23 protein-coding genes and 1 pseudogene are annotated in these 24819 nt (G+C 50.8%); 15 read left to right on the top strand and 9 right to left on the bottom strand.

Translation table 11 applies throughout. The features are described 5' to 3' along the window. Nucleotides 1-117 precede the first annotated feature (117 nt). The 3 genes from zwf (at nucleotide 118) to kdgA (ending at nucleotide 4317) form a co-directional block, all read left to right on the top strand. Nucleotides 118-1593: a glucose-6-phosphate dehydrogenase gene (zwf, locus tag AACU19_RS13070; protein ID WP_000301730.1), complete on the top strand. Its 1476-nt coding sequence runs from the start codon at nucleotides 118-120 to the stop codon at nucleotides 1591-1593. A gap of 234 nt (nucleotides 1594-1827) precedes the next feature. Further along, a complete protein-coding gene (gene edd, locus AACU19_RS13075) occupies nucleotides 1828-3639 on the top strand; it encodes a phosphogluconate dehydratase (protein ID WP_001069467.1) in 1812 nt (603 codons plus the stop codon). Between the two features lie 36 nt (nucleotides 3640-3675). Then, nucleotides 3676-4317 carry a bifunctional 4-hydroxy-2-oxoglutarate aldolase/2-dehydro-3-deoxy-phosphogluconate aldolase gene (gene kdgA / locus AACU19_RS13080; RefSeq protein WP_000800512.1) on the top strand — a complete coding sequence of 214 codons (642 nt, stop codon included), beginning with the start codon at nucleotides 3676-3678 and terminating at the stop codon, nucleotides 4315-4317. 54 nt (nucleotides 4318-4371) lie between these two features. Here kdgA and purT read toward each other — a convergent pair whose 3' ends face one another. Then, a complete protein-coding gene (purT, locus tag AACU19_RS13085; protein WP_105278999.1) occupies nucleotides 4372-5550 on the bottom strand; it encodes a formate-dependent phosphoribosylglycinamide formyltransferase in 1179 nt (392 codons plus the stop codon). Between the two features lie 133 nt (nucleotides 5551-5683). Between purT and yebG the strand changes: the two genes are divergently transcribed. The 4 genes from yebG (at nucleotide 5684) to ptrB (ending at nucleotide 9652) form a co-directional block, all read left to right on the top strand. After that, nucleotides 5684-5974 (top strand): DNA damage-inducible protein YebG, encoded by a 291-nt coding sequence (gene yebG / locus AACU19_RS13090; RefSeq protein WP_000257738.1) that lies wholly within the window; start codon nucleotides 5684-5686, stop codon nucleotides 5972-5974. A 66-nt stretch (nucleotides 5975-6040) separates the two neighbouring features. Further along, on the top strand, nucleotides 6041-6397 hold the full coding sequence (gene yebF, locus AACU19_RS13095) for a protein YebF (protein WP_001295500.1): 357 nt from the start codon (nucleotides 6041-6043) through the stop codon (nucleotides 6395-6397). A gap of 326 nt (nucleotides 6398-6723) precedes the next feature. Continuing rightward, nucleotides 6724-7383 (top strand): tellurite resistance TerB family protein, encoded by a 660-nt coding sequence (locus tag AACU19_RS13100; protein WP_105279000.1) that lies wholly within the window; start codon nucleotides 6724-6726, stop codon nucleotides 7381-7383. A gap of 208 nt (nucleotides 7384-7591) precedes the next feature. Further along, complete coding sequence (ptrB, locus tag AACU19_RS13105; protein WP_105279001.1) at nucleotides 7592-9652, top strand: oligopeptidase B; 2061 nt, start codon at nucleotides 7592-7594, stop codon at nucleotides 9650-9652. Here ptrB and exoX read toward each other — a convergent pair. The 3 genes and pseudogenes from exoX to holE form a co-directional block, all read right to left on the bottom strand. After that, nucleotides 9649-10311, bottom strand: a complete 663-nt coding sequence (gene exoX / locus AACU19_RS13110) for an exodeoxyribonuclease X (RefSeq protein ID WP_105279002.1) — start codon at nucleotides 10309-10311, stop codon at nucleotides 9649-9651. The two genes, ptrB and exoX, sit on opposite strands and share 4 nt — an antisense overlap. 23 nt (nucleotides 10312-10334) lie before the next feature. Beyond that, nucleotides 10335-10991: pseudogene (gene yobB, locus AACU19_RS13115) on the bottom strand (carbon-nitrogen hydrolase family protein YobB). A 101-nt stretch (nucleotides 10992-11092) separates the two neighbouring features. Then, nucleotides 11093-11323: a DNA polymerase III subunit theta gene (gene holE, locus AACU19_RS13120; RefSeq protein ID WP_000916763.1), complete on the bottom strand. Its 231-nt coding sequence runs from the start codon at nucleotides 11321-11323 to the stop codon at nucleotides 11093-11095. A 138-nt stretch (nucleotides 11324-11461) separates the two neighbouring features. Here holE and yobA point away from each other — a divergent pair, with 138 nt between their 5' ends. The 4 genes from yobA to pphA all read left to right on the top strand — a co-directional run bounded on the left by yobA (nucleotide 11462) and on the right by pphA (nucleotide 14117). After that, the gene (gene yobA / locus AACU19_RS13125; RefSeq protein ID WP_000204701.1) at nucleotides 11462-11836 is read left to right on the top strand and encodes a CopC domain-containing protein YobA; all 375 of its coding nucleotides are present in this window, start codon (nucleotides 11462-11464) and stop codon (nucleotides 11834-11836) included. A 3-nt stretch (nucleotides 11837-11839) separates the two neighbouring features. Further along, nucleotides 11840-12712 (top strand): copper homeostasis membrane protein CopD, encoded by an 873-nt coding sequence (gene copD, locus AACU19_RS13130; RefSeq protein WP_000879324.1) that lies wholly within the window; start codon nucleotides 11840-11842, stop codon nucleotides 12710-12712. Between the two features lie 12 nt (nucleotides 12713-12724). Continuing rightward, on the top strand, nucleotides 12725-13066 hold the full coding sequence (locus tag AACU19_RS13135) for a YebY family protein (RefSeq protein WP_000976467.1): 342 nt from the start codon (nucleotides 12725-12727) through the stop codon (nucleotides 13064-13066). A 394-nt stretch (nucleotides 13067-13460) separates the two neighbouring features. After that, nucleotides 13461-14117, top strand: coding sequence for a protein-serine/threonine phosphatase (gene pphA / locus AACU19_RS13140; protein ID WP_000812737.1), 657 nt, complete (start codon nucleotides 13461-13463; stop codon nucleotides 14115-14117). Here pphA and AACU19_RS13145 read toward each other — a convergent pair whose 3' ends face one another. The 5 genes from AACU19_RS13145 to yebS form a co-directional block, all read right to left on the bottom strand. Then, nucleotides 14118-14309, bottom strand: a complete 192-nt coding sequence (locus AACU19_RS13145; RefSeq protein WP_001296140.1) for a YebW family protein — start codon at nucleotides 14307-14309, stop codon at nucleotides 14118-14120. It lies immediately after the preceding gene. Nucleotides 14310-14413: 104 nt separating this feature from the next. Then, on the bottom strand, nucleotides 14414-14650 hold the full coding sequence (locus tag AACU19_RS13150; RefSeq protein ID WP_001295499.1) for a YebV family protein: 237 nt from the start codon (nucleotides 14648-14650) through the stop codon (nucleotides 14414-14416). A gap of 117 nt (nucleotides 14651-14767) precedes the next feature. After that, complete coding sequence (gene rsmF / locus AACU19_RS13155) at nucleotides 14768-16207, bottom strand: 16S rRNA (cytosine(1407)-C(5))-methyltransferase RsmF (RefSeq protein WP_001353149.1); 1440 nt, start codon at nucleotides 16205-16207, stop codon at nucleotides 14768-14770. 79 nt (nucleotides 16208-16286) lie between these two features. Further along, nucleotides 16287-18920 carry a lipid-binding membrane homeostasis protein YebT gene (gene yebT / locus AACU19_RS13160; RefSeq protein ID WP_105279004.1) on the bottom strand — a complete coding sequence of 878 codons (2634 nt, stop codon included), beginning with the start codon at nucleotides 18918-18920 and terminating at the stop codon, nucleotides 16287-16289. After that, on the bottom strand, nucleotides 18889-20172 hold the full coding sequence (gene yebS / locus AACU19_RS13165) for a membrane integrity lipid transport subunit YebS (RefSeq protein ID WP_001354731.1): 1284 nt from the start codon (nucleotides 20170-20172) through the stop codon (nucleotides 18889-18891). Before yebS ends, yebT begins: the two co-directional genes overlap by 32 nt. A 129-nt stretch (nucleotides 20173-20301) precedes the next feature. On the opposite strand from yebS, the gene msrC reads away from it, so the two are divergent. The 4 genes from msrC (at nucleotide 20302) to htpX (ending at nucleotide 24735) form a co-directional block, all read left to right on the top strand. Continuing rightward, nucleotides 20302-20799: an L-methionine (R)-S-oxide reductase gene (gene msrC, locus AACU19_RS13170; protein WP_001043890.1), complete on the top strand. Its 498-nt coding sequence runs from the start codon at nucleotides 20302-20304 to the stop codon at nucleotides 20797-20799. A 96-nt stretch (nucleotides 20800-20895) separates the two neighbouring features. Beyond that, entirely contained in the window at nucleotides 20896-21594 is a 699-nt protein-coding gene (gene proQ, locus AACU19_RS13175; protein ID WP_000431368.1) for an RNA chaperone ProQ, read from the top strand. Between the two features lie 19 nt (nucleotides 21595-21613). Then, nucleotides 21614-23662, top strand: a complete 2049-nt coding sequence (gene prc, locus AACU19_RS13180; protein ID WP_001055790.1) for a carboxy terminal-processing peptidase — start codon at nucleotides 21614-21616, stop codon at nucleotides 23660-23662. A gap of 191 nt (nucleotides 23663-23853) precedes the next feature. Then, nucleotides 23854-24735 (top strand): protease HtpX, encoded by an 882-nt coding sequence (gene htpX, locus AACU19_RS13185; RefSeq protein ID WP_000984517.1) that lies wholly within the window; start codon nucleotides 23854-23856, stop codon nucleotides 24733-24735. Nucleotides 24736-24819 lie beyond the last annotated feature (84 nt).

The raw sequence follows: 24819 nt of genomic DNA on the forward strand, positions 1-24819 counted from the left end.
CGGGTGGATAAGCGTTTACAGTTTTCGCAAGCTCGTAAAAGCAGTACAGTGCACCGTAAGAAAATTACAAGTATACCCTGGCTTAAGTACCGGGTTAGTTAACTTAAGGAGAATGACATGGCGGTAACGCAAACAGCCCAGGCCTGTGACCTGGTCATTTTCGGCGCGAAAGGCGACCTTGCGCGTCGTAAATTGCTGCCTTCCCTGTATCAACTGGAAAAAGCCGGTCAGCTCAACCCGGACACCCGGATTATCGGCGTAGGGCGTGCTGACTGGGATAAAGCGGCATATACCAAAGTTGTCCGCGAGGCACTCGAAACTTTCATGAAAGAAACCATTGATGAAGGTTTATGGGACACCCTGAGTGCACGTCTGGATTTTTGTAATCTCGATGTCAATGACACAGCTGCATTCAGCCGTCTCGGCGCGATGCTGGATCAAAAAAATCGTATCACCATTAACTACTTTGCCATGCCGCCCAGCACTTTTGGTGCAATCTGCAAAGGGCTTGGTGAGGCAAAACTGAATGCTAAACCGGCACGCGTAGTCATGGAGAAACCGCTGGGGACGTCGTTGGCGACCTCGCGGGAAATCAACGATCAGGTTGGCGAATACTTCGAGGAGTGCCAGGTATACCGTATCGACCACTATCTTGGTAAAGAAACGGTGCTGAACCTGTTGGCGCTGCGTTTTGCTAACTCCCTGTTTGTGAATAACTGGGACAATCGCACTATTGATCATGTTGAGATTACCGTGGCAGAAGAAGTGGGGATCGAAGGGCGCTGGGGCTATTTTGATAAAGCCGGTCAGATGCGCGATATGATCCAAAACCACCTGCTGCAAATTCTTTGCATGATTGCGATGTCTCCGCCGTCTGATTTGAGTGCAGACAGCATCCGCGATGAAAAAGTCAAAGTACTGAAGTCTCTGCGCCGCATTGACCGCTCCAACGTGCGCGAAAAAACCGTACGCGGGCAATATACTGCGGGCTTCGCCCAGGGCAAAAAAGTGCCGGGCTATCTGGAAGAAGAGGGCGCGAACAAGAGCAGCAATACAGAAACCTTCGTGGCGATCCGTGTCGACATTGATAACTGGCGCTGGGCCGGTGTGCCATTCTACCTGCGTACTGGTAAACGTCTACCGACCAAATGTTCTGAAGTCGTGGTCTATTTCAAAACACCTGAACTGAATCTGTTTAAAGAGTCGTGGCAGGATCTGCCGCAGAATAAACTGACTATCCGTCTGCAACCTGATGAAGGCGTGGATATCCAGGTACTGAATAAAGTTCCTGGCCTTGACCACAAACATAACCTGCAAATCACCAAGCTGGACTTGAGCTATTCAGAAACCTTTAATCAGACGCATTTAGCAGATGCCTATGAACGTCTGCTGCTGGAAACCATGCGCGGTATTCAGGCACTGTTTGTACGTCGTGATGAAGTAGAAGAAGCCTGGAAATGGGTGGACTCCATTACTGAGGCGTGGGCGATGGACAATGATGCGCCGAAACCGTATCAGGCCGGAACCTGGGGACCGGTTGCCTCGGTGGCGATGATTACTCGTGATGGCCGTTCCTGGAATGAGTTTGAGTAATATCTGCACTCATCCTTTATGGTTATTTTACCGGTAACATGATCTTGCACAGATTGTAGAACAATTTTTACACTTTCAGGCCTCGTGTGGATTCACCCACGAGGCTTTTTTTATTACACTGACTGAAACGTTTTTGCCCTATGAGCTCCGGTTACAGGCGTTTCAGTCATAAATCCTCTGAATGAAACGCGTTGTGAATCATCCTGCTCTGACAACTCAATTTCAGGAGCCTTTATGAATCCACAATTGTTACGCGTAACAAATCGAATCATTGAACGTTCGCGCGAGACTCGCTCTGCTTACCTCGCCCGGATAGAACAAGCGAAAACTTCGACCGTTCATCGTTCGCAGTTGGCATGTGGTAACCTGGCACACGGTTTCGCTGCCTGCCAGCCAGAAGACAAAGCCTCTTTGAAAAGCATGTTGCGTAACAATATCGCCATCATCACTTCCTATAACGACATGCTCTCCGCACACCAGCCTTATGAACACTATCCAGAAATCATTCGTAAAGCCCTGCATGAAGCGAATGCGGTTGGTCAGGTTGCGGGCGGTGTTCCGGCGATGTGTGATGGTGTCACCCAGGGGCAGGATGGAATGGAATTGTCGCTGTTAAGCCGCGAAGTGATTGCGATGTCTGCGGCGGTGGGTCTGTCCCATAACATGTTTGATGGTGCGCTGTTCCTCGGTGTGTGCGACAAGATTGTCCCCGGGCTGACGATGGCAGCCCTGTCGTTTGGGCATTTGCCTGCGGTGTTTGTGCCGTCAGGTCCGATGGCAAGCGGTTTGCCAAATAAAGAAAAAGTGCGGATTCGCCAGCTTTATGCTGAAGGTAAAGTGGACCGCATGGCGCTGCTGGAGTCAGAAGCTGCGTCTTATCATGCTCCAGGGACATGTACTTTCTACGGTACCGCCAATACGAATCAGATGGTGGTGGAGTTTATGGGGATGCAGTTGCCGGGCTCTTCTTTTGTTCATCCGGATTCTCCGCTGCGCGATGCTTTGACCGCAGCCGCTGCGCGCCAGGTTACACGCATGACCGGTAATGGTAATGAATGGATGCCGATCGGTAAGATGATAGATGAGAAAGTGGTGGTGAACGGTATCGTTGCACTGCTGGCGACCGGTGGTTCCACTAACCACACCATGCACCTGGTGGCGATGGCGCGCGCAGCCGGTATTCAGATTAACTGGGATGACTTCTCTGACCTTTCTGATGTTGTACCGCTGATGGCACGTCTCTACCCGAACGGTCCGGCCGATATTAACCACTTCCAGGCGGCAGGTGGCGTACCGGTTCTGGTGCGTGAACTGCTCAAAGCAGGCCTGCTGCATGAAGATGTCAATACGGTGGCAGGCTTTGGTCTGTCTCGTTATACCCTTGAACCATGGCTGAATAATGGTGAACTGGACTGGCGGGAAGGGGCGGAAAAATCACTCGACAGCAATGTGATCGCTTCCTTCGAACAACCTTTCTCTCATCATGGTGGGACAAAAGTGTTAAGCGGTAACCTGGGCCGCGCGGTTATGAAAACCTCTGCCGTGCCGGTTGAGAACCAGGTGATTGAAGCGCCTGCGGTTGTTTTTGAAAGCCAGCATGACGTTATGCCAGCCTTTGAAGCGGGTTTGCTGGACCGCGATTGTGTCGTTGTTGTCCGTCATCAGGGGCCAAAAGCGAACGGAATGCCAGAATTACATAAACTCATGCCGCCACTTGGTGTATTATTGGACCGGTGTTTCAAAATTGCGTTAGTTACCGATGGACGACTCTCCGGCGCTTCAGGTAAAGTGCCGTCAGCTATCCACGTAACACCAGAAGCCTACGATGGCGGGCTGCTGGCAAAAGTGCGCGACGGGGACATCATTCGTGTGAATGGACAGACAGGCGAACTGACGCTGCTGGTAGACGAAGCAGAACTGGCTGCTCGCGAACCACACATTCCTGACCTGAGCGCGTCACGCGTGGGAACAGGACGTGAATTATTCAGCGCCTTGCGCGAAAAACTGTCCGGTGCCGAACAGGGCGCAACCTGTATCACTTTTTAAGACGACAAATTTGTAATCAGGCGAGAGAAAACTCTGATGAAAAACTGGAAAACAAGTGCAGAATCAATCCTCACCACCGGCCCGGTTGTACCGGTTATCGTGGTAAAAAAACTGGAACACGCGGTGCCGATGGCAAAAGCGTTGGTTGCTGGTGGGGTGCGCGTTCTGGAAGTGACTCTGCGTACCGAGTGTGCAGTTGACGCTATCCGTGCTATCGCCAAAGAAGTGCCTGAAGCGATTGTGGGTGCCGGTACGGTGCTGAATCCACAGCAGCTTGCAGAAGTCACCGAAGCGGGTGCACAGTTCGCAATTAGCCCGGGTCTGACCGAGCCGCTGCTGAAAGCTGCTACCGAAGGGACTATTCCTCTGATTCCGGGGATCAGCACTGTTTCCGAACTGATGCTGGGTATGGACTACGGTTTGAAAGAGTTCAAATTCTTCCCGGCTGAAGCTAACGGCGGCGTGAAAGCCCTGCAGGCGATCGCGGGTCCGTTCTCCCAGGTCCGTTTCTGCCCGACAGGTGGTATTTCTCCGGCTAACTACCGTGACTACCTGGCGCTGAAAAGCGTGCTCTGCATCGGTGGTTCCTGGCTGGTTCCGGCAGATGCGCTGGAAGCGGGCGATTACGACCGCATTACTAAGCTGGCGCGTGAAGCTGTAGAAGGCGCTAAGCTATAAAAGTCAAAATGCCCGATCGTGAATCGGGCATTTTTGTAGCGTTTTTCGCCGGGGTTAAGCTTGTACTTTTACCTGTGCTGCGGCGTGCTTTGCGCGCTCAATCGCTTCATCAACGCTCTCAGCGGTCGCCAGCGCTACACCCAGACGACGGCTGCCATCAATTTCCGGCTTACCAAATAAACGAATCTGCAAACCTGCCCCTACGGCATTCTGCACATTATCAAACGTGACATTCTGACTGGTCAGTTGTGGCAGGATAACGGCAGAAGCTGCAGGGCCATACTGGCGGATCCCGCCAACCGGAAGTCCGAGGAAAGCACGCACATGCAGGGCAAATTCCGAGAGATCCTGAGAAATTAACGTCACCATCCCGGTGTCATGCGGGCGAGGGGAGACCTCACTGAAAATCACCTCATCACCACAGACAAACAGCTCGACACCAAACAGACCATAACCGCCCAGTGCCAGTACTACTTTGCGGGCAATCTCCTGCGCACGTTTCAGAGCCAGCTGACTCATTTGCTGCGGTTGCCAGGATTCACGATAGTCGCCATCTTCCTGGCGATGACCTACCGGTGCACAGAAATGGACGCCATCCACTGCGCTGACGGTTAGCAGGGTAATTTCGATGTCAAACTTAACGACGCCTTCAACAATCACGCGGCCCGCTCCGGCGCGTCCACCTTGCTGAGCGTATTCCCACGCATGTGTAAGCTGCTCGGCGGAACGAATAAACGTCTGCCCTTTGCCGGAAGAGCTCATTACCGGTTTAACTATGCAGGGATAGCCAATAGCGGCAACTGCTTCGCGGAAAAGACTTTCACTATCGGCAAAACGATAAGTTGAAGTGGGTAGCTGCAGTTCTTCTGCCGCTAGGCGACGGATACCCTCGCGATTCATCGTTAATTTCGTTGCGCGAGCGCAGGGGACAACATTCACTCCTTCCTCTTCAAGCTGGATCAGCATATCGGTGGCAATAGCTTCGATCTCCGGCACGATATAATGTGGTTTTTCCAGTTCAACCACACGGCGTAATGCATCACCATCAAGCATATTAATGACATGGGAGCGATGCGCGACATGCATGGCTGGTGCGTCGGCATAGCGATCGACGGCAATCACCTCTACGCCGAGACGCTGACACTCGATGGCCACTTCTTTACCCAGTTCACCGGAGCCTAATAACATCACGCGAGTTGCTGCCGGACGCAGCGCAGTGCCTAATAACGTCATAACGAATATCCCCTGATTAATTCCGCGCGCAGTATAAACGAAAACGTTTGCGCGTGTCTTTATTGTTGATGTTGATTTCCCAATCGAGAAGAAATATACTGTATAAAATCACAGTTATTATGAGAGGCTGCAAATGGCGGTTGAAGTTAAATACGTAGTCATTCGTGAGGGCGAAGAGAAAATGTCGTTTACCAGCAAAAAAGAAGCCGATGCTTATGACAAAATGCTTGATACGGCGGATCTGCTTGACACCTGGCTGACAAATTCTCCAGTGCAAATGGAAGACGAGCAACGTGAAGCCCTTTCGCTATGGCTGGCAGAACAAAAAGATGTGCTGAGCACCATTCTGAAAACCGGCAAATTACCGTCCCCACAGGTCGTCGGTGCTGAATCCGAAGAGGAAGATGCCTCACACGCGGCCTGAAGCAACTTGCGCTCCTGACAATTTGTACCATGCTTTCTCCTGAATCATTGTGCTATGGAGAAAAACATGAAAAAAAGAGGGGCGTTTTTAGGGCTGTTGTTGGTTTCTGCCTGCGCATCAGTTTTCGCTGCCAATAATGAAACCAGCAAGTCGGTCACTTTCCCAAAGTGTGAAGGTCTGGATGCTGCCGGAATTGCCGCGAGCGTAAAACGTGATTATCAACAAAATCGCGTGGCGCGCTGGGCAGATGATCAAAAAATTGTCGGTCAGGCCGATCCTGTGGCATGGGTCAGTTTGCAGGACATTCAGGGTAAAGATGATAAATGGTCAGTACCGCTAACCGTGCGTGGTAAAAGTGCCGATATTCATTACCAGGTCAGCGTGGACTGCAAAGCGGGAATGGCGGAATATCAGCGGCGTTAATGGCCTCTGATAATTCGATTGACCGTCGGCGGATGCGGCGCGAGTGCCTGGTCCGCCCTACAAGGCACTTCAATCGTAGGCCTGGGAAGACGCAACAGCGTCGCATCGGGCAATCAGCATCAAACAATGCCACTCAAAACGTCAAATTACGTTCACCTAAAATACCCTTATCACCTGATATACAGTGAACACCTTACCTGGCGCGAATTTCTTTGAATAACGGCCTGCCGACCCGCTTATTTGCGCATCTTTTGTCTCGATATACATTTTCTGACATCCTCATCCGCTATGCTACAGGCACTAAAAATGGTTATTGAGGAGCAAATATGGCTAACTGGTTAAATCAACTGCAATCCCTGCTTGGGCAAAGCAGTTCTTCTACCTCCTCGTCTGCGGATCAGGGATTGGGCAAACTTTTAGTGCCTGGCGCATTAGGCGGACTGGCTGGGCTGCTGGTCGCAAATAAATCAGCACGTAAACTTCTTACGAAATATGGCACCAACGCGTTGCTGGTTGGCGGCGGAGCGGTAGCGGGTACGGTGCTGTGGAATAAATACAAAGATAAAATTCGCGCGGCGCATCAGGACGAACCGCAGTTTGGCGCGCAAAGTACGCCGCTGGATGAGCGTACGGCACGTTTGATCCTTGCGCTGGTCTTTGCCGCTAAAAGTGATGGTCATATTGATGCCAGAGAACGTGCGGCAATCGACCAGCAATTGCGTGAAGCCGGCGTGGAAGAGCAGGGGCGTGTACTCATTGAGCAGGCAATCGAACAACCGCTGGATCCACAACGCCTGGCTACCGGGGTCCGCAATGAAGAAGAGGCGCTGGAAATCTATTTCCTGAGCTGCGCGGCTATTGATATTGACCATTTTATGGAACGCAGTTACCTGAATGCCCTGGGTGACGCGCTGAAAATCCCCCAGGATGTTCGTGAAGGTATTGAACGCGATCTCGAACAGCAAAAACGTACTTTGGCGGAATAATTCCGCTCTCTGGATAGCCTGAAGTTGACTATTTCGGGCTATCCAGAACCGCACAGCCATTTGAGCAGGCTGATTTTCTCTGTCTGCATAACATTCGATATCCGCGCCATTACCTGTCATCATCTAAGCAATGACTCCCCTGTTTCGCTTGCATCCCCGGTGAGTTTTGCCACCCTTATAAGATGTTTCAACCAGAAAGAACAATAACATGCTACCAAAAGCCGCTCGCATTCCCCACGCCATGACGCTTCATGGCGATACGCGCATCGATAATTACTACTGGCTGCGGGACGATACGCGTTCTCAGCCGGAAGTCCTGGACTACCTGCAACAAGAAAATAGTTACGGTCATCGGGTGATGGCCTCACAACAAGCCTTGCAGGATCGAATCTTAAAGGAAATCATCGACCGTATTCCGCAAAGAGAAGTTTCTGCGCCCTACATTAAAAATGGTTACCGCTACCGGCATATTTATGAACCTGGCTGTGAATATGCTATCTACCAGCGTCAATCGGCGTTCAGTGAAGAATGGGACGAGTGGGAAACATTGCTCGATGCTAACAAACGCGCAGCGCACAGTGAGTTTTATTCCATGGGCGGAATGGCGATTACGCCCGATAACACCATTATGGCTCTGGCAGAAGATTTTCTTTCCCGACGCCAGTACGGAATTCGTTTTCGTAATCTGGAAACAGGTAACTGGTATCCGGAACTGCTGGATAACGTTGAACCCAGCTTTGTCTGGGCAAATGATTCCTGGACTTTCTACTATGTTCGCAAGCATCCGGTGACGCTGCTTCCTTATCAGGTCTGGCGTCACGCCATCGGTACGCCAGCATCGCAGGATAAACTGATCTACGAAGAAAAAGACGATACCTATTACGTCAGCCTGCATAAAACGACCTCGAAGCACTATGTAGTCATTCATCTGGCCAGCGCCACCACCAGTGAAGTTCGCCTGCTGGACGCGGAAATGGCCGATGCCGAGCCGTTTGTTTTTCTGCCGCGACGCAAAGATCACGAATACAGCCTTGATCACTACCAGCATCGGTTTTATCTGCGTTCCAACCGCCACGGCAAAAACTTTGGCTTATACCGTACCCGTATGCGTGATGAGCAACGGTGGGAAGAGTTAATTCCGCCACGCGATAACATTATGCTGGAAGGGTTTACGCTGTTTACCGACTGGCTGGTGGTTGAAGAGCGTCAGCGCGGGTTAACCAGTTTGCGCCAAATCAACCGCAAGACCCGGGAAGTCATTGGCATTGCCTTTGATGATCCGGCCTATGTGACCTGGATTGCCTACAATCCAGAACCTGAAACCGCGCGATTGCGTTATGGTTATTCTTCCATGACCACACCAGATACTTTGTTTGAACTGGATATGGATACCGGTGAGCGTCGTGTATTAAAACAAACGGAAGTTCCTGGTTTTGATGCGGCGAATTACCGCAGTGAACACCTGTGGATAGTCGCCCGTGATGGCGTCGAAGTCCCGGTTTCGCTGGTTTATCATCGCAAACATTTTCGCAAAGGACACAACCCGCTACTGGTGTATGGCTACGGTTCTTACGGCGCAAGTATTGATGCCGATTTCAGTTTTAGCCGCTTGAGTTTGTTGGATCGTGGATTTGTCTACGCCATTGTCCATGTTCGCGGCGGTGGTGAGCTGGGGCAACAATGGTACGAAGACGGAAAATTTCTGAAGAAGAAAAATACGTTTAATGATTATCTTGATGCCTGCGATGCATTGTTAAAACTGGGCTATGGCTCTCCTTCGCTCTGTTATGCGATGGGCGGGAGTGCGGGAGGCATGTTGATGGGCGTTGCAATTAATCAACGCCCGGAATTGTTCCACGGCGTTATCGCCCAGGTACCGTTTGTTGATGTTGTAACAACGATGCTTGATGAATCAATTCCTCTTACCACTGGTGAGTTTGAAGAGTGGGGGAATCCGCAGGATCCGCAATATTACGAGTACATGAAAAGCTACAGCCCGTATGACAACGTTACCTCCCAGGCTTATCCGCATTTGCTGGTAACGACCGGTTTGCACGATTCTCAGGTGCAATATTGGGAACCGGCAAAATGGGTCGCTAAATTGCGCGAGCTGAAAACCGATAACCATCTTTTATTGCTCTGTACCGACATGGACTCAGGCCATGGCGGTAAATCTGGTCGCTTTAAATCGTATGAAGGCGTAGCGATGGAATATGCTTTTCTGGTCGCGCTGGCACAGGGAACATTACCCGCTAAGCCAGTAGATTAAGTATTTTCCAGATAATGTTTCAGTGTTAAACGCAGCTCCGGGCTCATGCTGTCCAGGTTATTAAATAACCAGCGCAGATAGCCCGGATCGCGTTCGGCAACGTCGGAAACCGCTTTGCCACGGTATTTGCCAAAGGTGAAGGTCGTCATCAACGATGGACGTCCGGTGATATCGGCCATCTGTTCTGCCGTCCAGCCGGAGGTGTTCATAATATCGATAAGCAACGCAGCGGTGATATAACAGTCATACAACGCGCGGTGATGATGCAGGCCCGGCGGCGTCTGTACAATGAGCTTCCGTGTTTTATATAACGCCATATTGCTGTACTTGATCCATGGCCACAGACGACGGGCCAGTTTCATAGTGCAAATCCACTCACCGGGCATCTCAGGCAGTACGCGGCGGTCAAAGCTGGCGTTGTGCGCGACATACCATTCACTACCGTAATAGTGCGGGATCACATCTTCAATCCACGGTTTATCGGCGACCATGGCTTCGGTGATGCGATGAATCGCCATCGCCTGTGGACTAATAGGACGATCGGGGCGCACCAGGTGGCTCATGGGGTTGACGATTTTTCCGTCAATGACATCAACAGAGGCAATCTCAACGATCCCTCCCTGCAAACCGCAGGTTTCTGTATCGATAATGCGCAACATGGCATGCTCCAGGCCGAAAAAGCCTAGCGTAATGGAATGATATCGCCTTGCCAACCCTGAGATGAACGCTGACCGACTAACAATAATGAACCACGATCGGCGCGAACGATGAGACGACCATGTTCATCCTATAGTGCACTGTTACCACGGGCATTTGCCATCAGCACGGCAATTGAGTACTGATGTGAAAAAAATTGTAAGCGGCGGGTCGACGCCAGCAGGTCGGGTTCCCCCAGACATTGCCCCGTCGTAAACAGTGAACAGGTCGGGTCCATATCCATACCTTGCGGTTGTTCATCGACCACCGTGATGGTTCTGGAACGACGGCTCAGGCATGCACCATGACTCTGATGGTAGATCCCCGGCGTTTTTCGCCACGGTGCGAACACCGCAATTCCACGAATAAAGCGATCGTTATATTCAACGGGAAGGCCGGCAATGATGGTCATTCGCCAGGTCGTTGCAGCATAACAAAGCGGGTCTAACAGCGAGAGATCGGGTGGGGCAGGAAGGGCACGTCGCGAATAATCACACCCCAGTAAAGAAAGCGATGGAAAAACTAACAGCTGACATTGTTGCCTGGCGGCGGCCCTCACAAACTCCAGATGATGAGCTACCTGTTCGGTCAGTGAGGTTTTACGAGGCTCATATTGCGCTGCTGCAACTTTCCAGAACGACATAATGACTTCCTTTTCAAAATGACTGCAAATTATGGGGGCGGTTTAGAAAATACTCATAATTTAGCAGGCGTTATGTAAGAAAGTGTAACTCTGTATAAGTTTTATTTAAGTTTGGGCTCGTAAGGTAAACGTGACAGATTGACCGACGCTAAACGGTGGGCGATAAGTCGCTCGCGAAACCAGCTGCGCAAATGTTCAGGCTGTTCACGTTCAACCGCTTCAGCGATCACCGGCATATTGTAGCGTTCTTTAAATGCCACCCCGGCTGCCGCCAAATCGACATTCACTTTATCCATTTCTGTTTGATCCAGTTTAGCCAGATTCTTCAGCATTCTTAATCTCCTCATCATTCGCGGGCAAAAGTTACTAAGAGTGAGCCTGGATGGCAAGCCGGAATTGATGATCCTCGACTCAGACATTAGACAAGGTTATGCTCTGTAAAAAAGTTATTACAAAAAGGAATAGATAATATGACTTCAACTGCACGCTCCCTTCGCTACGCGCTGGCAATCCTGACCACTACGTTGGTGACACCTTCCGTCTGGGCACATGCGCATTTAACGCATCAGTATCCTGCGGCAAACGCGCAAGTGACAGCTGCCCCGCAGGCAATCACTTTAAACTTCTCGGAAGGCGTTGAAACAGGATTCAGTGGTGCAAAAATCACGGGGCCAAAAAACGAAAATATTAAAACATTACCGGCGAAGCGGAATGAGCAGGACCAAAAGCAACTGATTGTTCCACTGGCCGATTCGCTGAAACCCGGAACCTACACCGTTGACTGGCATGTTGTTTCGGTGGACGGGCATAAAACGAAAGGACACTACACCTTTAGCGTGAAATAAATCATGCTGGCGTTTACCTGGATCGCGCTGCGATTTATCCATTTCACCTCGCTGATGCTGGTTTTTGGCTTCGCAATGTACGGTGCCTGGCTGGCCCCCTTAACGATTCGTCGCTTGCTGACGAAGCGTTTTCTGCGTTTACAACAGCACGCTGCCGTCTGGAGTTTGATCAGTGCCACTGCAATGCTCGCCGTTCAGGGCGGGTTGATGGGAACGGGATGGTCAGATGTATTTTCGCCAAACATTTGGCAGGCTGTTTTGCAAACGCAGTTTGGTGGTGTCTGGTTATGGCAAATTGTTCTCGCCCTCGTAACGTTGATCGTCGCCCTTATGCAACCGCGGAATATGCCACGTTTGCTGTTTATGCTCACTACCGCGCAATTTATTCTGCTGGCGGGAGTCGGGCATGCGACGCTGAATGAAGGGGTAACGGCGAAAATCCATCAGACTAATCACGCGATTCACCTGATCTGTGCGGCGGCGTGGTTTGGAGGATTACTGCCGGTGCTCTGGTGTATGCAACTCATCAAAGGCCGTTGGCGACACCAGGCTATTCAGGCGCTGATGCGTTTTTCCTGGTGCGGGCATTTTGCGGTGATCGGCGTACTGGCAAGCGGCGTGCTTAATGCATTGTTGATTACCAGATTTCCCCCCACGCTTACGACTTACTGGGGCCAACTCTTATTGCTCAAAGCCATCCTGGTGATGATTATGGTGGTCATCGCGCTGGCTAATCGTTATGTTCTTGTACCGCGCATGAGGCAGGATGAAGATCGTGCGGCTCCCTGGTTTGTGTGGATGACTAAACTCGAATGGGCGATAGGTGCGGTAGTGCTGGTGATCATCAGCCTGCTTGCGACTCTCGAACCTTTTTGATGGATTACGAAAATGATGAAAAAAAGTATTCTGGCGTTTCTGTTACTCACCAGTTCTGCAGCGGCGCTGGCGGCACCGCAGGTGATTACCGTCAGTCGTTTTGAAGTGGGTAAAGACAAATGGGCATTTAACCGCGAAGAGGTGATGCTGACATGCCGACCGGGCCATGCGTTGTATGTTATTAATCCGAGTACCCTCGTGCAGTATCCTTTGAACGATATCGCACAAAAGGAAGTCGCCAGCGGGAAGACCAATGCCCAGCCCATTTCGGTGATTCAGATTGATGATCCTAACAATCCAGGTGAAAAAATGAGTCTGGCACCGTTTATAGAGCGAGCTGAAAAACTCTGTTAATTACCTAAAATAGCCTTTTGATTTCCAATAAAAAACCGCCTCAGTTCTTTCACCAGAACAGGCGGTTTTTAACATTTAAGCTGATGACCACCACGCTTTTTATTGACCATTTTGCACGCAAACTGGAAAACCTGGCGTCGTCATCTATTCTTAAAGGGCAAGGCAACTAAGCCTGCATTAATGCCAACTTTTAGCGCACGGCTCTCTCCCAAGAGCCATTTCCCTGGACCGAATACAGGAATCGTGTTCGGTCTCTTTTTATCTGTTAAAAGCCAGAAGCATTCCCTTCGCTGACTTTATAGTCAACCATAACACACACTCTACTGTCTGAGTCCAGCGTTTTTTAACATTCTTGTTAAGATTATGTGATCTTTAGCGCGGGAGGAAAATATTGATGAAACAGCCTGCGCCCGTTTATCAGAGAATTGCGGGTCATCAATGGCGACATATCTGGCTTTCAGGCGATATACACGGTTGTCTTGAGCAGTTGCGCCGCAAATTATGGCATTGTCGTTTTGATCCGTGGCGAGATTTACTTATCTCAGTGGGAGACGTTATCGATCGTGGGCCGCAAAGTTTACGTTGCCTGCAGTTACTGGAACAACATTGGGTTCGTGCGGTAAGAGGCAATCATGAACAGATGGCGATGGATGCGCTGGCATCCCAGCAGATGTCTTTGTGGTTGATGAATGGCGGCGACTGGTTTATTGCGCTGGCAGATAATCAACAGAAACAAGCGAAAACGGCGCTGGAAAAATGTCAGTATTTGCCCTTTATTCTTGAAGTACACAGTCGCACCGGCAAACATGTTATTGCCCATGCCGATTATCCGGATGATGTTTATGAATGGCAAAAGGACGTCGATTTGCATCAGGTCTTGTGGAGCCGCTCACGATTACGTGAAGGCCAAAAAGGGCAGGGAATTACAGGTGCTGATCATTTCTGGTTTGGTCATACACCGTTGCGCCATCGCGTGGATATTGGCAACCTGCATTATATTGATACCGGTGCTGTCTTTGGGGGAGAACTGACTCTTGTGCAATTGCAATAATTAAAAATCACCGTACTCCTGTGCAGGTCGCCAGAAACCATCTATAAAATCCTCAATCGGAAAACAACCGCCATGGCGGATCCGTTGATCGCTCATAGAATAAAGACACTGCTGTTCCGTGTTGTAGACATCCACAACAATATCTTCACAACCGCCATCCAGGTAGCAAACAAAAAGTACCAGCGCGAACATTTCATCCCCGAAGTGTGGTGCCGTACCGTTAAGTTTAGGAGAGATTTTACAACGAGGGAATAACCAGGATAAATAACCCGCCATGCCGACGGGTTCTTTTTGGATCAGGCAAGACGCATAATCCAGGCATCAGATTGTTGATCGTAGCGGGTACGGTAAAGGACAGAGTGTTCGCCATTTAGCAGAGCAGGAATACTGGTTTCGGCGTCCCAGGCATCCAGTTGCATACATAAATCGGGGTCTGATTTACAAGGAATGGTTAACGTTCGATCACCCGGCGATTCGCCGTGTAATTCGCCGTCGTCGATTTCAAAAGCGCCTATGCGCACACTGGTTTTCATCTTCGTGCTCTCCATTTAGCTGCCGGTTGTGGTACGACCAGTCCGATCGCACCATTTTTCAGCCTAGTTGAGGCAGCCGAATGTGCCAGTCAAAAAGTGCGCTTTTTTTGTGCGCTGTCAGGCGTTACCTGTAAAAAGTTTCCCGTCCCGCACCAGTTCACGCGGGTAGCTGTTTTTCAGTCGCGAACCAATCCGTTTGGCTAAACCAATCGGCTGATGCTGGAAAGTAACCAATACATCATCCGCTACTGGCGCGGCTTGCGGGTAAACATCGCGCCCGCGATACCACTCTTCCGCTTCCTGCGGTGTCAGTTCAAAAGCGTTCACATTGTCGGGGGAGGCAAGGGCAATAACCGCTTCATGCTGCCAGCGATAACCTTTGTTATGTGTTTCGGCAAGTTTAATCCCCAACCGAGAAAATCGGACTTTACCGATCAAGGCTTCAATGCCCACCGGGAACAACCACAGTTCTTTGTCGCGTTGCCAGAGTCGCAGGTTTCCATCCCAGTTTAAGCCAACACTTGCAGCCGCCTGACGAATTTGACCGGCTTCGCGATCTTTCACCGGGCTAAACGGGAAATTGCCCACTTTGTATTTTGGGGCGGGTAAGACGGGGATCGCCTGAGTTTTACGCAGACGAGCAACGAAGAAGCCTTCGCAGTCGTAAATTTGTGGGAAAACATGCAAAAAGCCTTCTTCGGTCAGCGCCTTATTTGCACCAGGGAAGAGATCGCCAAGCGGTAAAAACTCTACTGCGTCGGGGTAAGTCTCTTTCAGCCACCGGCAGACGGCTTCATTTTCTTCCTGGTTTAAGGTACAGGTCGAGTAAACCAGCGTACCGCCAGGGCGTAATGCATGAAAGGCGCTGTCGATCAGTTCCCGTTGGGTAGCTGCGATTTCCTGATTGCTTTCTGGTGACCAGTTTTTTAGCGCATCGGGATCTTTACGCACCACGCCTTCGCCGGAGCAGGGAGCGTCCAGCAAAATGGCATCGAACATTTCTGGCACTGCCGCACCAAATACACGGCCATCAAAATGCGTGAGCGCAACATTACGGATGCCACAGCGGCTGATATTGGCATGTAACACTTTTACCCGACTGGCGGAAAACTCATTGGCAAGGATCGCCCCTTCGTTATTCATCCGCGCGGCAATTTGCGTCGTTTTGGAGCCGGGCGCGGCAGCGACATCCATCACTCGCTGTGGTGCATTACCGTCAGCAAACAAGGCGGCGACGGGCAACATTGAACTGGCTTCCTGAATATAAAACAGGCCACTTAAATGCTCGGCGGTACTACCCAATGGCAAGGCATCTTCATCGTCGCGTTCAATCCAGAAACCTTCTTCACACCACGGAATTGGCGTAAGCGTCCAGCCATAAGGGGCGGTTAATTGCAGGAAATCAGCAACGGAGATTTTCAGCGTATTAACGCGAATACTACGGCGCAACGGGCGCTGACAGGCGGCAAGAAAATCATCAAATGAGAGCGTCGAAGGCATTGCTTCGCGCATTTGTGTCAGAAAGGCGTCCGGGAAATAAACGGTGTGTTGGGCCACGAGCATGTACCACTGGCAAAAAAACAGGCGCGCAGTTTAGCATAAACGCTCCGGCGCAGGCACGCCGGAGCAGTGGGCATTATTTGGGAAGCGCTGTTCCCCATTCACGCCACTCTTTCGGTTCACTTTCCTGCAACAGGAAGTGCTTGCCTTCCTGGGCTTTCGGTGCCAGCGGCGTACCCGGAGGCGTAGCAAAGGCGATGCCGCCACGGATAAATTGGTTAAAGGTGCCGGTTTTCACGACGCCGCCCGTCAGACCAAAGTCCAGACTGTAACCCGATGCCAACCAGAAGACGGAATTGTTACGCACCAGGTGTTGATAGCGTTTACTGATGCGCATCGCAATCATCACGCGATCTGACAATGTCCCCAGCGTCATTCCGGTAACCGTACCGACTTCCAGACCACGGAACAGCACAGGCGTACCGATGCCTAACGAACCGGCTTCCGGCGCTTCAACAATAATGCTTAAGCCATCCAGGTAACGCGAATCAGTTATGGTGGCCTCTTGTAATTCAAAGTCGCGGCGAGGATTGCCCCGGCCTGGTTCGACGTTGATATACGGCTGGAGGATAGTATCAAGATGCTCAACGCCAGCTGCCGAAATTTGCGGTGTGACCACTGAGAAGCGTGTACCACCGCGTGCAAAGGTCTGGACATATTCCGGATAGAGTACCGCCTTTGCCTGTACTTCATTGCGCGCGGTAATCAGATCCAGCGTCTGGATTTGCCCGATATCAATACCGAGATAGCGAATTGGCATCCCGACCGCCAGTTTTCCGGCATCGAAAGCGTGAAGCGTAATTTGCCCTCCAACCGCACGGGCCGCTGTTTCGGAAGCATACAGAATTCGCTTGTCGCCTTTACGCTGACTGGCGCTGGCACCGCTGAGGTTATCGAAGCTAATAGCCCCCTTTAATGCTCTGGAGAGCGGGGATGCCTGTACAGTCAGACCACTACCATTTAGCTGAACTTTCGCCCCACCTTCTGCCCAGAACACGCTGTTGCTGGTCAGAAGGTTGCGATACTCCGGCTTAATATGCAGATCGATATCAAACGCGTTAGCTCGCGGACGCACAGTAATAACTTCACCAACTTCAAATTTACGGTACAGCACTACCGATCCTGCCTGCACATCTGGCAATGTCTCTGCACTCAAACTCACGGTTGTGGTGGGTAAATCGCTAAGGCTGTTCTCCAGCGCTTTTTCCAGATTGGCATACAGCGGATAGCTGGCTTTCATCTCGCCTTTATCGCCTGGCAGAATACGTATCCCGCCGTTAATCCATTCTGAGGCGCTGGCACCGAGAAACTCAACGCCATCCAGCCCCACCTTCACGTCGACACGGCTGTTGACGACAAATTTGCTATCGCCTTTTACCAGTTCGCGATGCTGAGGCTCGATGGCGACGGTAAAGGTGACGCCTTTGCTGGTGAGTTTACGATCAATAACCTGGCCTACCTGCACGCCGTGAAGAATGAGCGGCTGACCAGCATCAATGCCGTAACTTTCCGGCGCAGTCAGGGTCAGCGTCAGAACATCTGGCTCATGGAGCAGGGCTTTTTCGCCAGGAACAACAATAAACTCTTTACTTGGCTCACCGTCGCCCGGCACCAACTCGAAGGTTTTGCCGGTCAGCAAGGCACTGAGATTAGCATCGCTAAGGGATAATTTTGGATTACGTAATTCGATGCGGGTATTTTCCCGTAACAGCGTGACGACGCTGGGATCAACGGTCATTTCCCCAGTGACTTTACCACCAGGATTTAAATCCAGTTTAGTCAGCTGTCCGACTTCCAGCCCCTGATACATTAACGGCGTCGAGTCGGCGGTTAATCCGGCCCCACTCGGCAGTTCCAGTTTTATTATTACGCCACGCTGGCTGTGGGCGAGATCTTCATACAGACCAAAGGTATCTTCCGCCTCGGCAGGTTTCGACTCTTCAGGTGAATCGAAGGCAATCGCACCGTTAACCAGTGCCGCCAGACTTTCCAGTTTCACCTTCGCACCACTGATACTGACGTTGGCATCAACGCCAGAAACGTTCCAGAAACGGCTACCTTTTTTCACCAGATCGGTAAAACGCCGCTCGATCAGGACATCTATCACCACACCTTGTTTATTGGGATTGATGGCATAGTCGTAGACTTTACCCACCGGGATCTTACGGAAATAGACCAGTGAACCACTGTTCAGTGAACCGAGATCGGGGGCTTGCAGGTGGATCATCAGATCGCCATTATCCAGCCGATATTTCGGTTGGGTATCGAGTGCGACAAAGTGATCCTGCTCTTTACCTTTACCCGGCATCATGCCGATATAGTTACCCCCGACGAGGGCGTCCAGCCCGGAGACACCTGCCAACGAGGCTTTTGGCGTCACCAGCCAGAACTGTGTCTCCTCGCGCAGCGCATCTTTCATATCGGACTTGATGCTGACTTTGACTTCAATCTTACGAAGATCGTCGCTCAGGCTGATATCCTGCACTGTTCCGACCTCAACGCCCTGATAACGAACAGGTGTGCGGCCCGGGACGATACCGTCCGCCGACATAAAGTCGATGGTGACGGTATTACCCCGATCCTGATAACTGTCCCAAATCAGCCAACCGGCAATCATAAGCGCGATGAACGGCAGCAGCCAGAAAGGTGAGATACGGCGTTTATTTTTAATCTGCGCTTCAGTCGTCGAAGCGGGCGTTTCCTGACTCATGTGCATCCCAAAGTAAGCGGCTGTCCAGCCATTCCACAGCAAGAATAGTCAAAATTACCGCTGCGCCGAAATAAAACGCAGCCGGTCCCATAGTAAAAGCGAGGATCTGATCGCGATTAATCAGCGACATGGTTAAAGATATGACAAAAAGGTCAAGCATCGACCAGCGACCAATCCAGGTCACCATCCGCAGTAACAGAATGCGTGTGCGTAAACCTTGCTGGCATTTAAAATGAATACTCAACAGTAAAGTGAACATGACGATCACTTTAGTAAACGGCACCAGAATACTGGCGATAAACACGATTCCGGCGACCGCAATGTTGCTACTTGCCAGCGACATAATCCCGGAAAGAATCGTATCTTCCTGCCGCCCACCATTCAGATAAATGATAGAAATAGGTAACAGGTTGGCAGGTAACAACAACACGATTGATGCTAACAGCGCCGCCCAGCACTTTTGCAGACTATGACGGCGACGCAGGCGTAGCGGGATATGGCAACGCGGGCAGCGACCACGCTGATCGGGATAGCCGGTAAAATGGCATCCCAGGCAGACACGAAGTTTCTCGTCCCTACGCGTAGCGGGGCGCTGTGGATAAAATCGCGCCCACAGTTCCTCGACATTAAGATGTGACAACGTCACCGTGGTCAATATCACTAATGCAACAAAAGAGAACAGACCAATACCCGCCTGAATGTGCGCATAATCCTGCACCTTTATAGAAGCAACGCCAATACCGACCAGATAGATGTCCAGCATCACCCACTCTTTCAGTCGCTCAAGCATCAGCAGTACCGGACGTAGATTCATTCCCAGTCGGTTACCAAACCATAAATAAGCTATGGAGGTCACCAGAATGAGGGGGGCACCAATAACGCAAAAAAAGACCATCGCCCCCGTTATTGCATCGCCCTGTTTGGTCATTTGCCAGATGCCTTGCATGACATTGGCGTCAATACGAATACCTAACAGCCAGATATGCAACAGCGGTTCGCCCCAGGCAAACGGCATCAGCAACAGCATGGTGAATGCCATTGCTGCCAGGCGCGTTAGCGACCAGTCGCGCCCGTCACGAATTTTTGCCTGACAGCGCGGACAATAGGCACTTTGATGAGAGTTTATCTCGGGTAGGCTAAACAGCATGTCACATTGCGGGCAACGTTGGTAATCACCACGCGGCAGTTCCTCGCCAATTGCCCTCACTGTTATCTTTTTTGTCGGCGTAATTTGTGGTGTGTTAAGAGCCATGACGTGCCAAATGTAATAAGAATTAACATTAATCTTAACCCATGATGGGAATGATCTTGAGCATTAACGCATTTAATGCTTATTTTAATAGGCTGGCAGTTCCAGGTAAGACAACCAAGTGATTATATAATGAACAAAACAGAATTTTACGCGGATTTAAACCGTGACTTTAACGCGCTGATGGCGGGAGAAACCAGTTTTCTGGCAACGCTTGCTAACACCAGTGCGTTGTTATATGAGCGTCTCACTGACGTAAACTGGGCAGGTTTTTATTTACTTGAGGACGAGACGTTGGTTCTCGGACCGTTTCAGGGCAAAATTGCTTGTGTACGCATCCCCGTCGGGCGCGGTGTGTGTGGCACTGCAGTTGCCCGTAATGAAGTGCAGCGAATCGAGGATGTTCACGCTTTTGACGGACATATTGCCTGTGATGCAGCAAGTAATTCTGAAATTGTCCTGCCGCTGGTGGTGAAAAATCAGATTATTGGTGTTCTCGATATCGACAGTACCGTCTTCGGTCGCTTTACAGACGAGGACGAGCAGGGCTTACGTCAGCTTGTGGCACAGCTTGAAAAGGTGCTTGCAATGACGGATTACAAAAAATTCTTTGCGAGCGTCGCAGGATAATCAACGGATAACGTAGCATTTACTGATGGCGTCATTATAATGACGCCTGTTCATGCCTGCGCTTGTTGGCTACGTCCGTTGTAATCAGGAAATTTCATGGAAAATCAACCTAAGTTGAATAGCAGTAAAGAAGTAATCGCGTTTCTGGCCGAACGTTTTCCCCACTGTTTCAGTGCGGAAGGTGAAGCGCGTCCGCTGAAAATCGGTATTTTTCAGGATTTGGTCGATCGTGTTGCCGGGGAAATGAACCTGAGCAAAACGCAATTGCGATCCGCTTTACGTCTCTATACCTCGAGCTGGCGTTACCTTTACGGTGTTAAACCCGGCGCAACGCGTGTCGATCTTGACGGCAACCCATGCGGTGAGCTGGACGAGCAACATGTAGAGCATGCTCGCAAGCAGCTTGAAGAAGCGAAAGCACGTGTTCAGGCACAGCGTGCTGAGCAGCAAGCGAAAAAACGCGAAGCTGCCGCAGCTGCTGGTGAGAAAGAAGACGCACCGCGCCGTGAACGCAAGCCACGTCCGACCACGCCACGCCGCAAAGAAGGCGCTGAGCGTAAACCACGTGCGCAAAAGCCGGTAGAGAAAGCGCCAAAAACAGCAAAAGCACCTCGCGAAGAACAGCACACCCCAGTTTCTGACATTTCAGCTCTGACTGTCGGACAAGCCCTGAAGGTGAAAGCGGGTCAAAACGCGATGGATGCCACCGTATTAGAAATCACCAAAGACGGCGTCCGCGTCCAACTGAATTCGGGTATGTCTTTGATTGTGCGCGCAGAACACCTGGTGTTCTGAAACGGAGGCCGGGCCAGGCATGAACATGTTTTTTAGGCTTACCGCGTTAGCTGGCCTGCTTGCAATAGCAGGCCAGACCTTCGCTGTAGAAGATATCACGCGTGCTGATCAAATTCCGGTGTTAAAGGAAGAGACGCAGCATGCGACGGTGAGTGAGCGCGTAACGTCGCGCTTCACCCGTTCTCATTATCGCCAGTTCGACCTCGATCAGGCATTTTCGGCTAAAATCTTTGACCGCTACCTGAATCTGCTCGATTACAGCCACAACGTGCTGCTGGCAAGCGATGTTGAACAGTTCGCAAAAAAGAAAACCGAGTTGGGTGATGAACTGCGTTCAGGCAAACTCGACGTTTTCTACGATCTCTACAATTTGGCGCAAAAGCGCCGTTTTGAACGTTACCAGTACGCTTTGTCGGTACTGGAAAAGCCGATGGATTTTACCGGCAACGACACTTATAACCTTGACCGCAGCAAAGCTCCATGGCCGAAAAACGAGGCTGAGTTGAACGCGCTGTGGGACAGTAAAGTCAAATTCGACGAGTTAAGCCTGAAGCTGACAGGAAAAACGGATAAAGAAATTCGTGAAACCCTAACTCGCCGCTACAAATTTGCCATTCGTCGTCTGGCGCAAACCAACAGCGAAGATGTTTTCTCGCTGGCTATGACGGCGTTTGCACGTGAAATCGACCCGCATACCAACTATCTTTCCCCGCGTAATACCGAACAGTTCAACACTGAAATGAGTTTGTCGCTGGAAGGTATTGGCGCAGTGCTGCAAATGGATGATGACTACACCGTTATCAATTCGATGGTGGCAGGTGGCCCGGCAGCGAAGAGTAAAGCTATCAGCGTTGGTGACAAAATTGTCGGTGTTGGTCAAACAGGCAAGCCGATGGTTGACGTGATTGGCTGGCGTCTTGATGACGTGGTTGCCTTAATTAAAGGGCCGAAGGGCAGTAAAGTTCGTCTGGAAATTTTACCTGCTGGTAAAGGGACCAAGACCCGTACTGTAACGTTGACCCGTGAACGTATTCGCCTCGAAGACCGCGCGGTTAAAATGTCGGTGAAGACCGTCGGTAAAGAGAAAGTTGGCGTGCTGGATATTCCTGGCTTCTATGTGGGTTTGACAGATGATGTCAAAGTACAACTGCAGAAACTGGAAAAACAGAATGTCAGCAGTGTGATCATCGACCTGCGTAGCAATGGCGGTGGGGCGTTGACCGAGGCAGTATCGCTTTCAGGCCTGTTTATTCCTGCAGGTCCGATTGTTCAGGTCCGTGATAACAACGGTAAAGTTCGTGAAGACAGCGATACCGACGGTCAGGTCTTCTATAAAGGCCCGCTGGTGGTGCTGGTTGACCGCTTTAGTGCTTCGGCTTCAGAAATCTTTGCTGCGGCAATGCAGGATTACGGTCGTGCGCTGGTTGTGGGTGAACCGACATTTGGTAAAGGCACTGTCCAGCAGTACCGTTCATTGAACCGTATTTACGATCAGATGTTACGTCCTGAATGGCCAGCTTTGGGTTCTGTTCAATACACGATCCAGAAATTCTATCGCGTTAACGGCGGCAGTACGCAACGTAAGGGCGTAACGCCAGACATCATCATGCCGACAGGTAATGAAGAAACGGAAACGGGAGAGAAATTTGAAGATAACGCGCTGCCGTGGGATAGCATTGATGCTGCAACCTATGTGAAATCAGGCGATTTAACGGCCTTTGAACCGGAGTTGCTGAAGGCGCATAATGCGCGTATCGCGAAAGATCCTGAGTTCCAGAACATCATGAAGGATATCGCGCGCTTCAACGCCATGAAGGACAAGCGCAATATCGTTTCTCTGAATTACGCGGTGCGTGAGAAAGAGAATAATGAAGATGATGCGACGCGTCTGGCGCGTTTGAACGAACGCTTTAAACGCGAAGGTAAACCGGAGTTGAAGAAGCTGGATGATCTACCGAAAGATTACCAGGAACCGGATCCTTATCTGGATGAGACGGTGAATATCGCACTCGATTTGGCGAAGCTTGAAAAAGCCAGACCCGCGGAACAACCCGCTCCCGTCAAGTAACATCAATCAGGCACAAGAAATTGTGCCTGATTTTTTAACAGCGGCAAGATGCCGTAAATCAGATGCTACAAAATGTAAAGTTGTGTCTTTCTGGTGACTTACGCACTATCCAGACTTGAAAATAGTCGCGTAACCCATACGATGTGGGTATCGCATATTGCGTTTTGTTAAACTGAGGTAAAAAGAAAATTATGATGCGAATCGCGCTCTTCCTGCTAACGAACCTGGCCGTAATGGTCGTTTTCGGGCTGGTACTGAGCCTGACAGGGATACAGTCGAGCAGCGTTCAGGGGCTGATGATCATGGCCTTGCTGTTCGGTTTTGGTGGTTCCTTCGTTTCGCTTCTGATGTCCAAATGGATGGCATTACGATCTGTTGGCGGGGAAGTGATCGAGCAACCGCGTAACGAAAGGGAACGTTGGCTGGTCAATACTGTAGCAACCCAGGCTCGTCAGGCGGGGATCGCTATGCCGCAAGTGGCTATCTACCATGCGCCGGACATCAACGCTTTTGCAACCGGTGCGCGCCGTGATGCCTCTCTGGTTGCTGTCAGCACCGGTTTGCTGCAGAACATGAGCCCGGATGAAGCCGAGGCGGTAATTGCTCACGAAATCAGCCACATCGCCAATGGTGATATGGTCACCATGACGCTGATTCAGGGCGTGGTGAACACCTTCGTTATCTTTATTTCCCGTATTCTGGCGCAGCTGGCTGCTGGCTTCATGGGCGGTAACCGTGACGAAGGTGAAGAGAGCAACGGCAACCCACTGATCTACTTTGCCGTCGCGACGGTGCTGGAACTGGTGTTTGGTATTCTGGCGAGCATTATCACCATGTGGTTCTCGCGTCACCGTGAATTCCACGCCGATGCGGGTTCAGCAAAACTGGTTGGTCGTGAGAAAATGATTGCCGCGCTGCAACGTCTGAAAACCAGCTATGAACCGCAAGAAGCAACCAGCATGATGGCTTTCTGTATTAACGGGAAGTCGAAATCGCTCAGTGAGTTGTTCATGACTCACCCGCCGCTGGATAAACGTATTGAAGCTCTGCGTACGGGTGAATACCTGAAGTAATATGAAGTAAATACTAAAAAGCGCGTCCTGATCGACGCGCTTTTTTTATGCACAGAAAACCCCCAGCTAGGCTGGGGGTTCCGG

It is taken from the genome of Escherichia sp. MOD1-EC4550 (genome assembly GCF_963876935.1).
Classification (GTDB): domain Bacteria; phylum Pseudomonadota; class Gammaproteobacteria; order Enterobacterales; family Enterobacteriaceae; genus Escherichia; species Escherichia coli_F.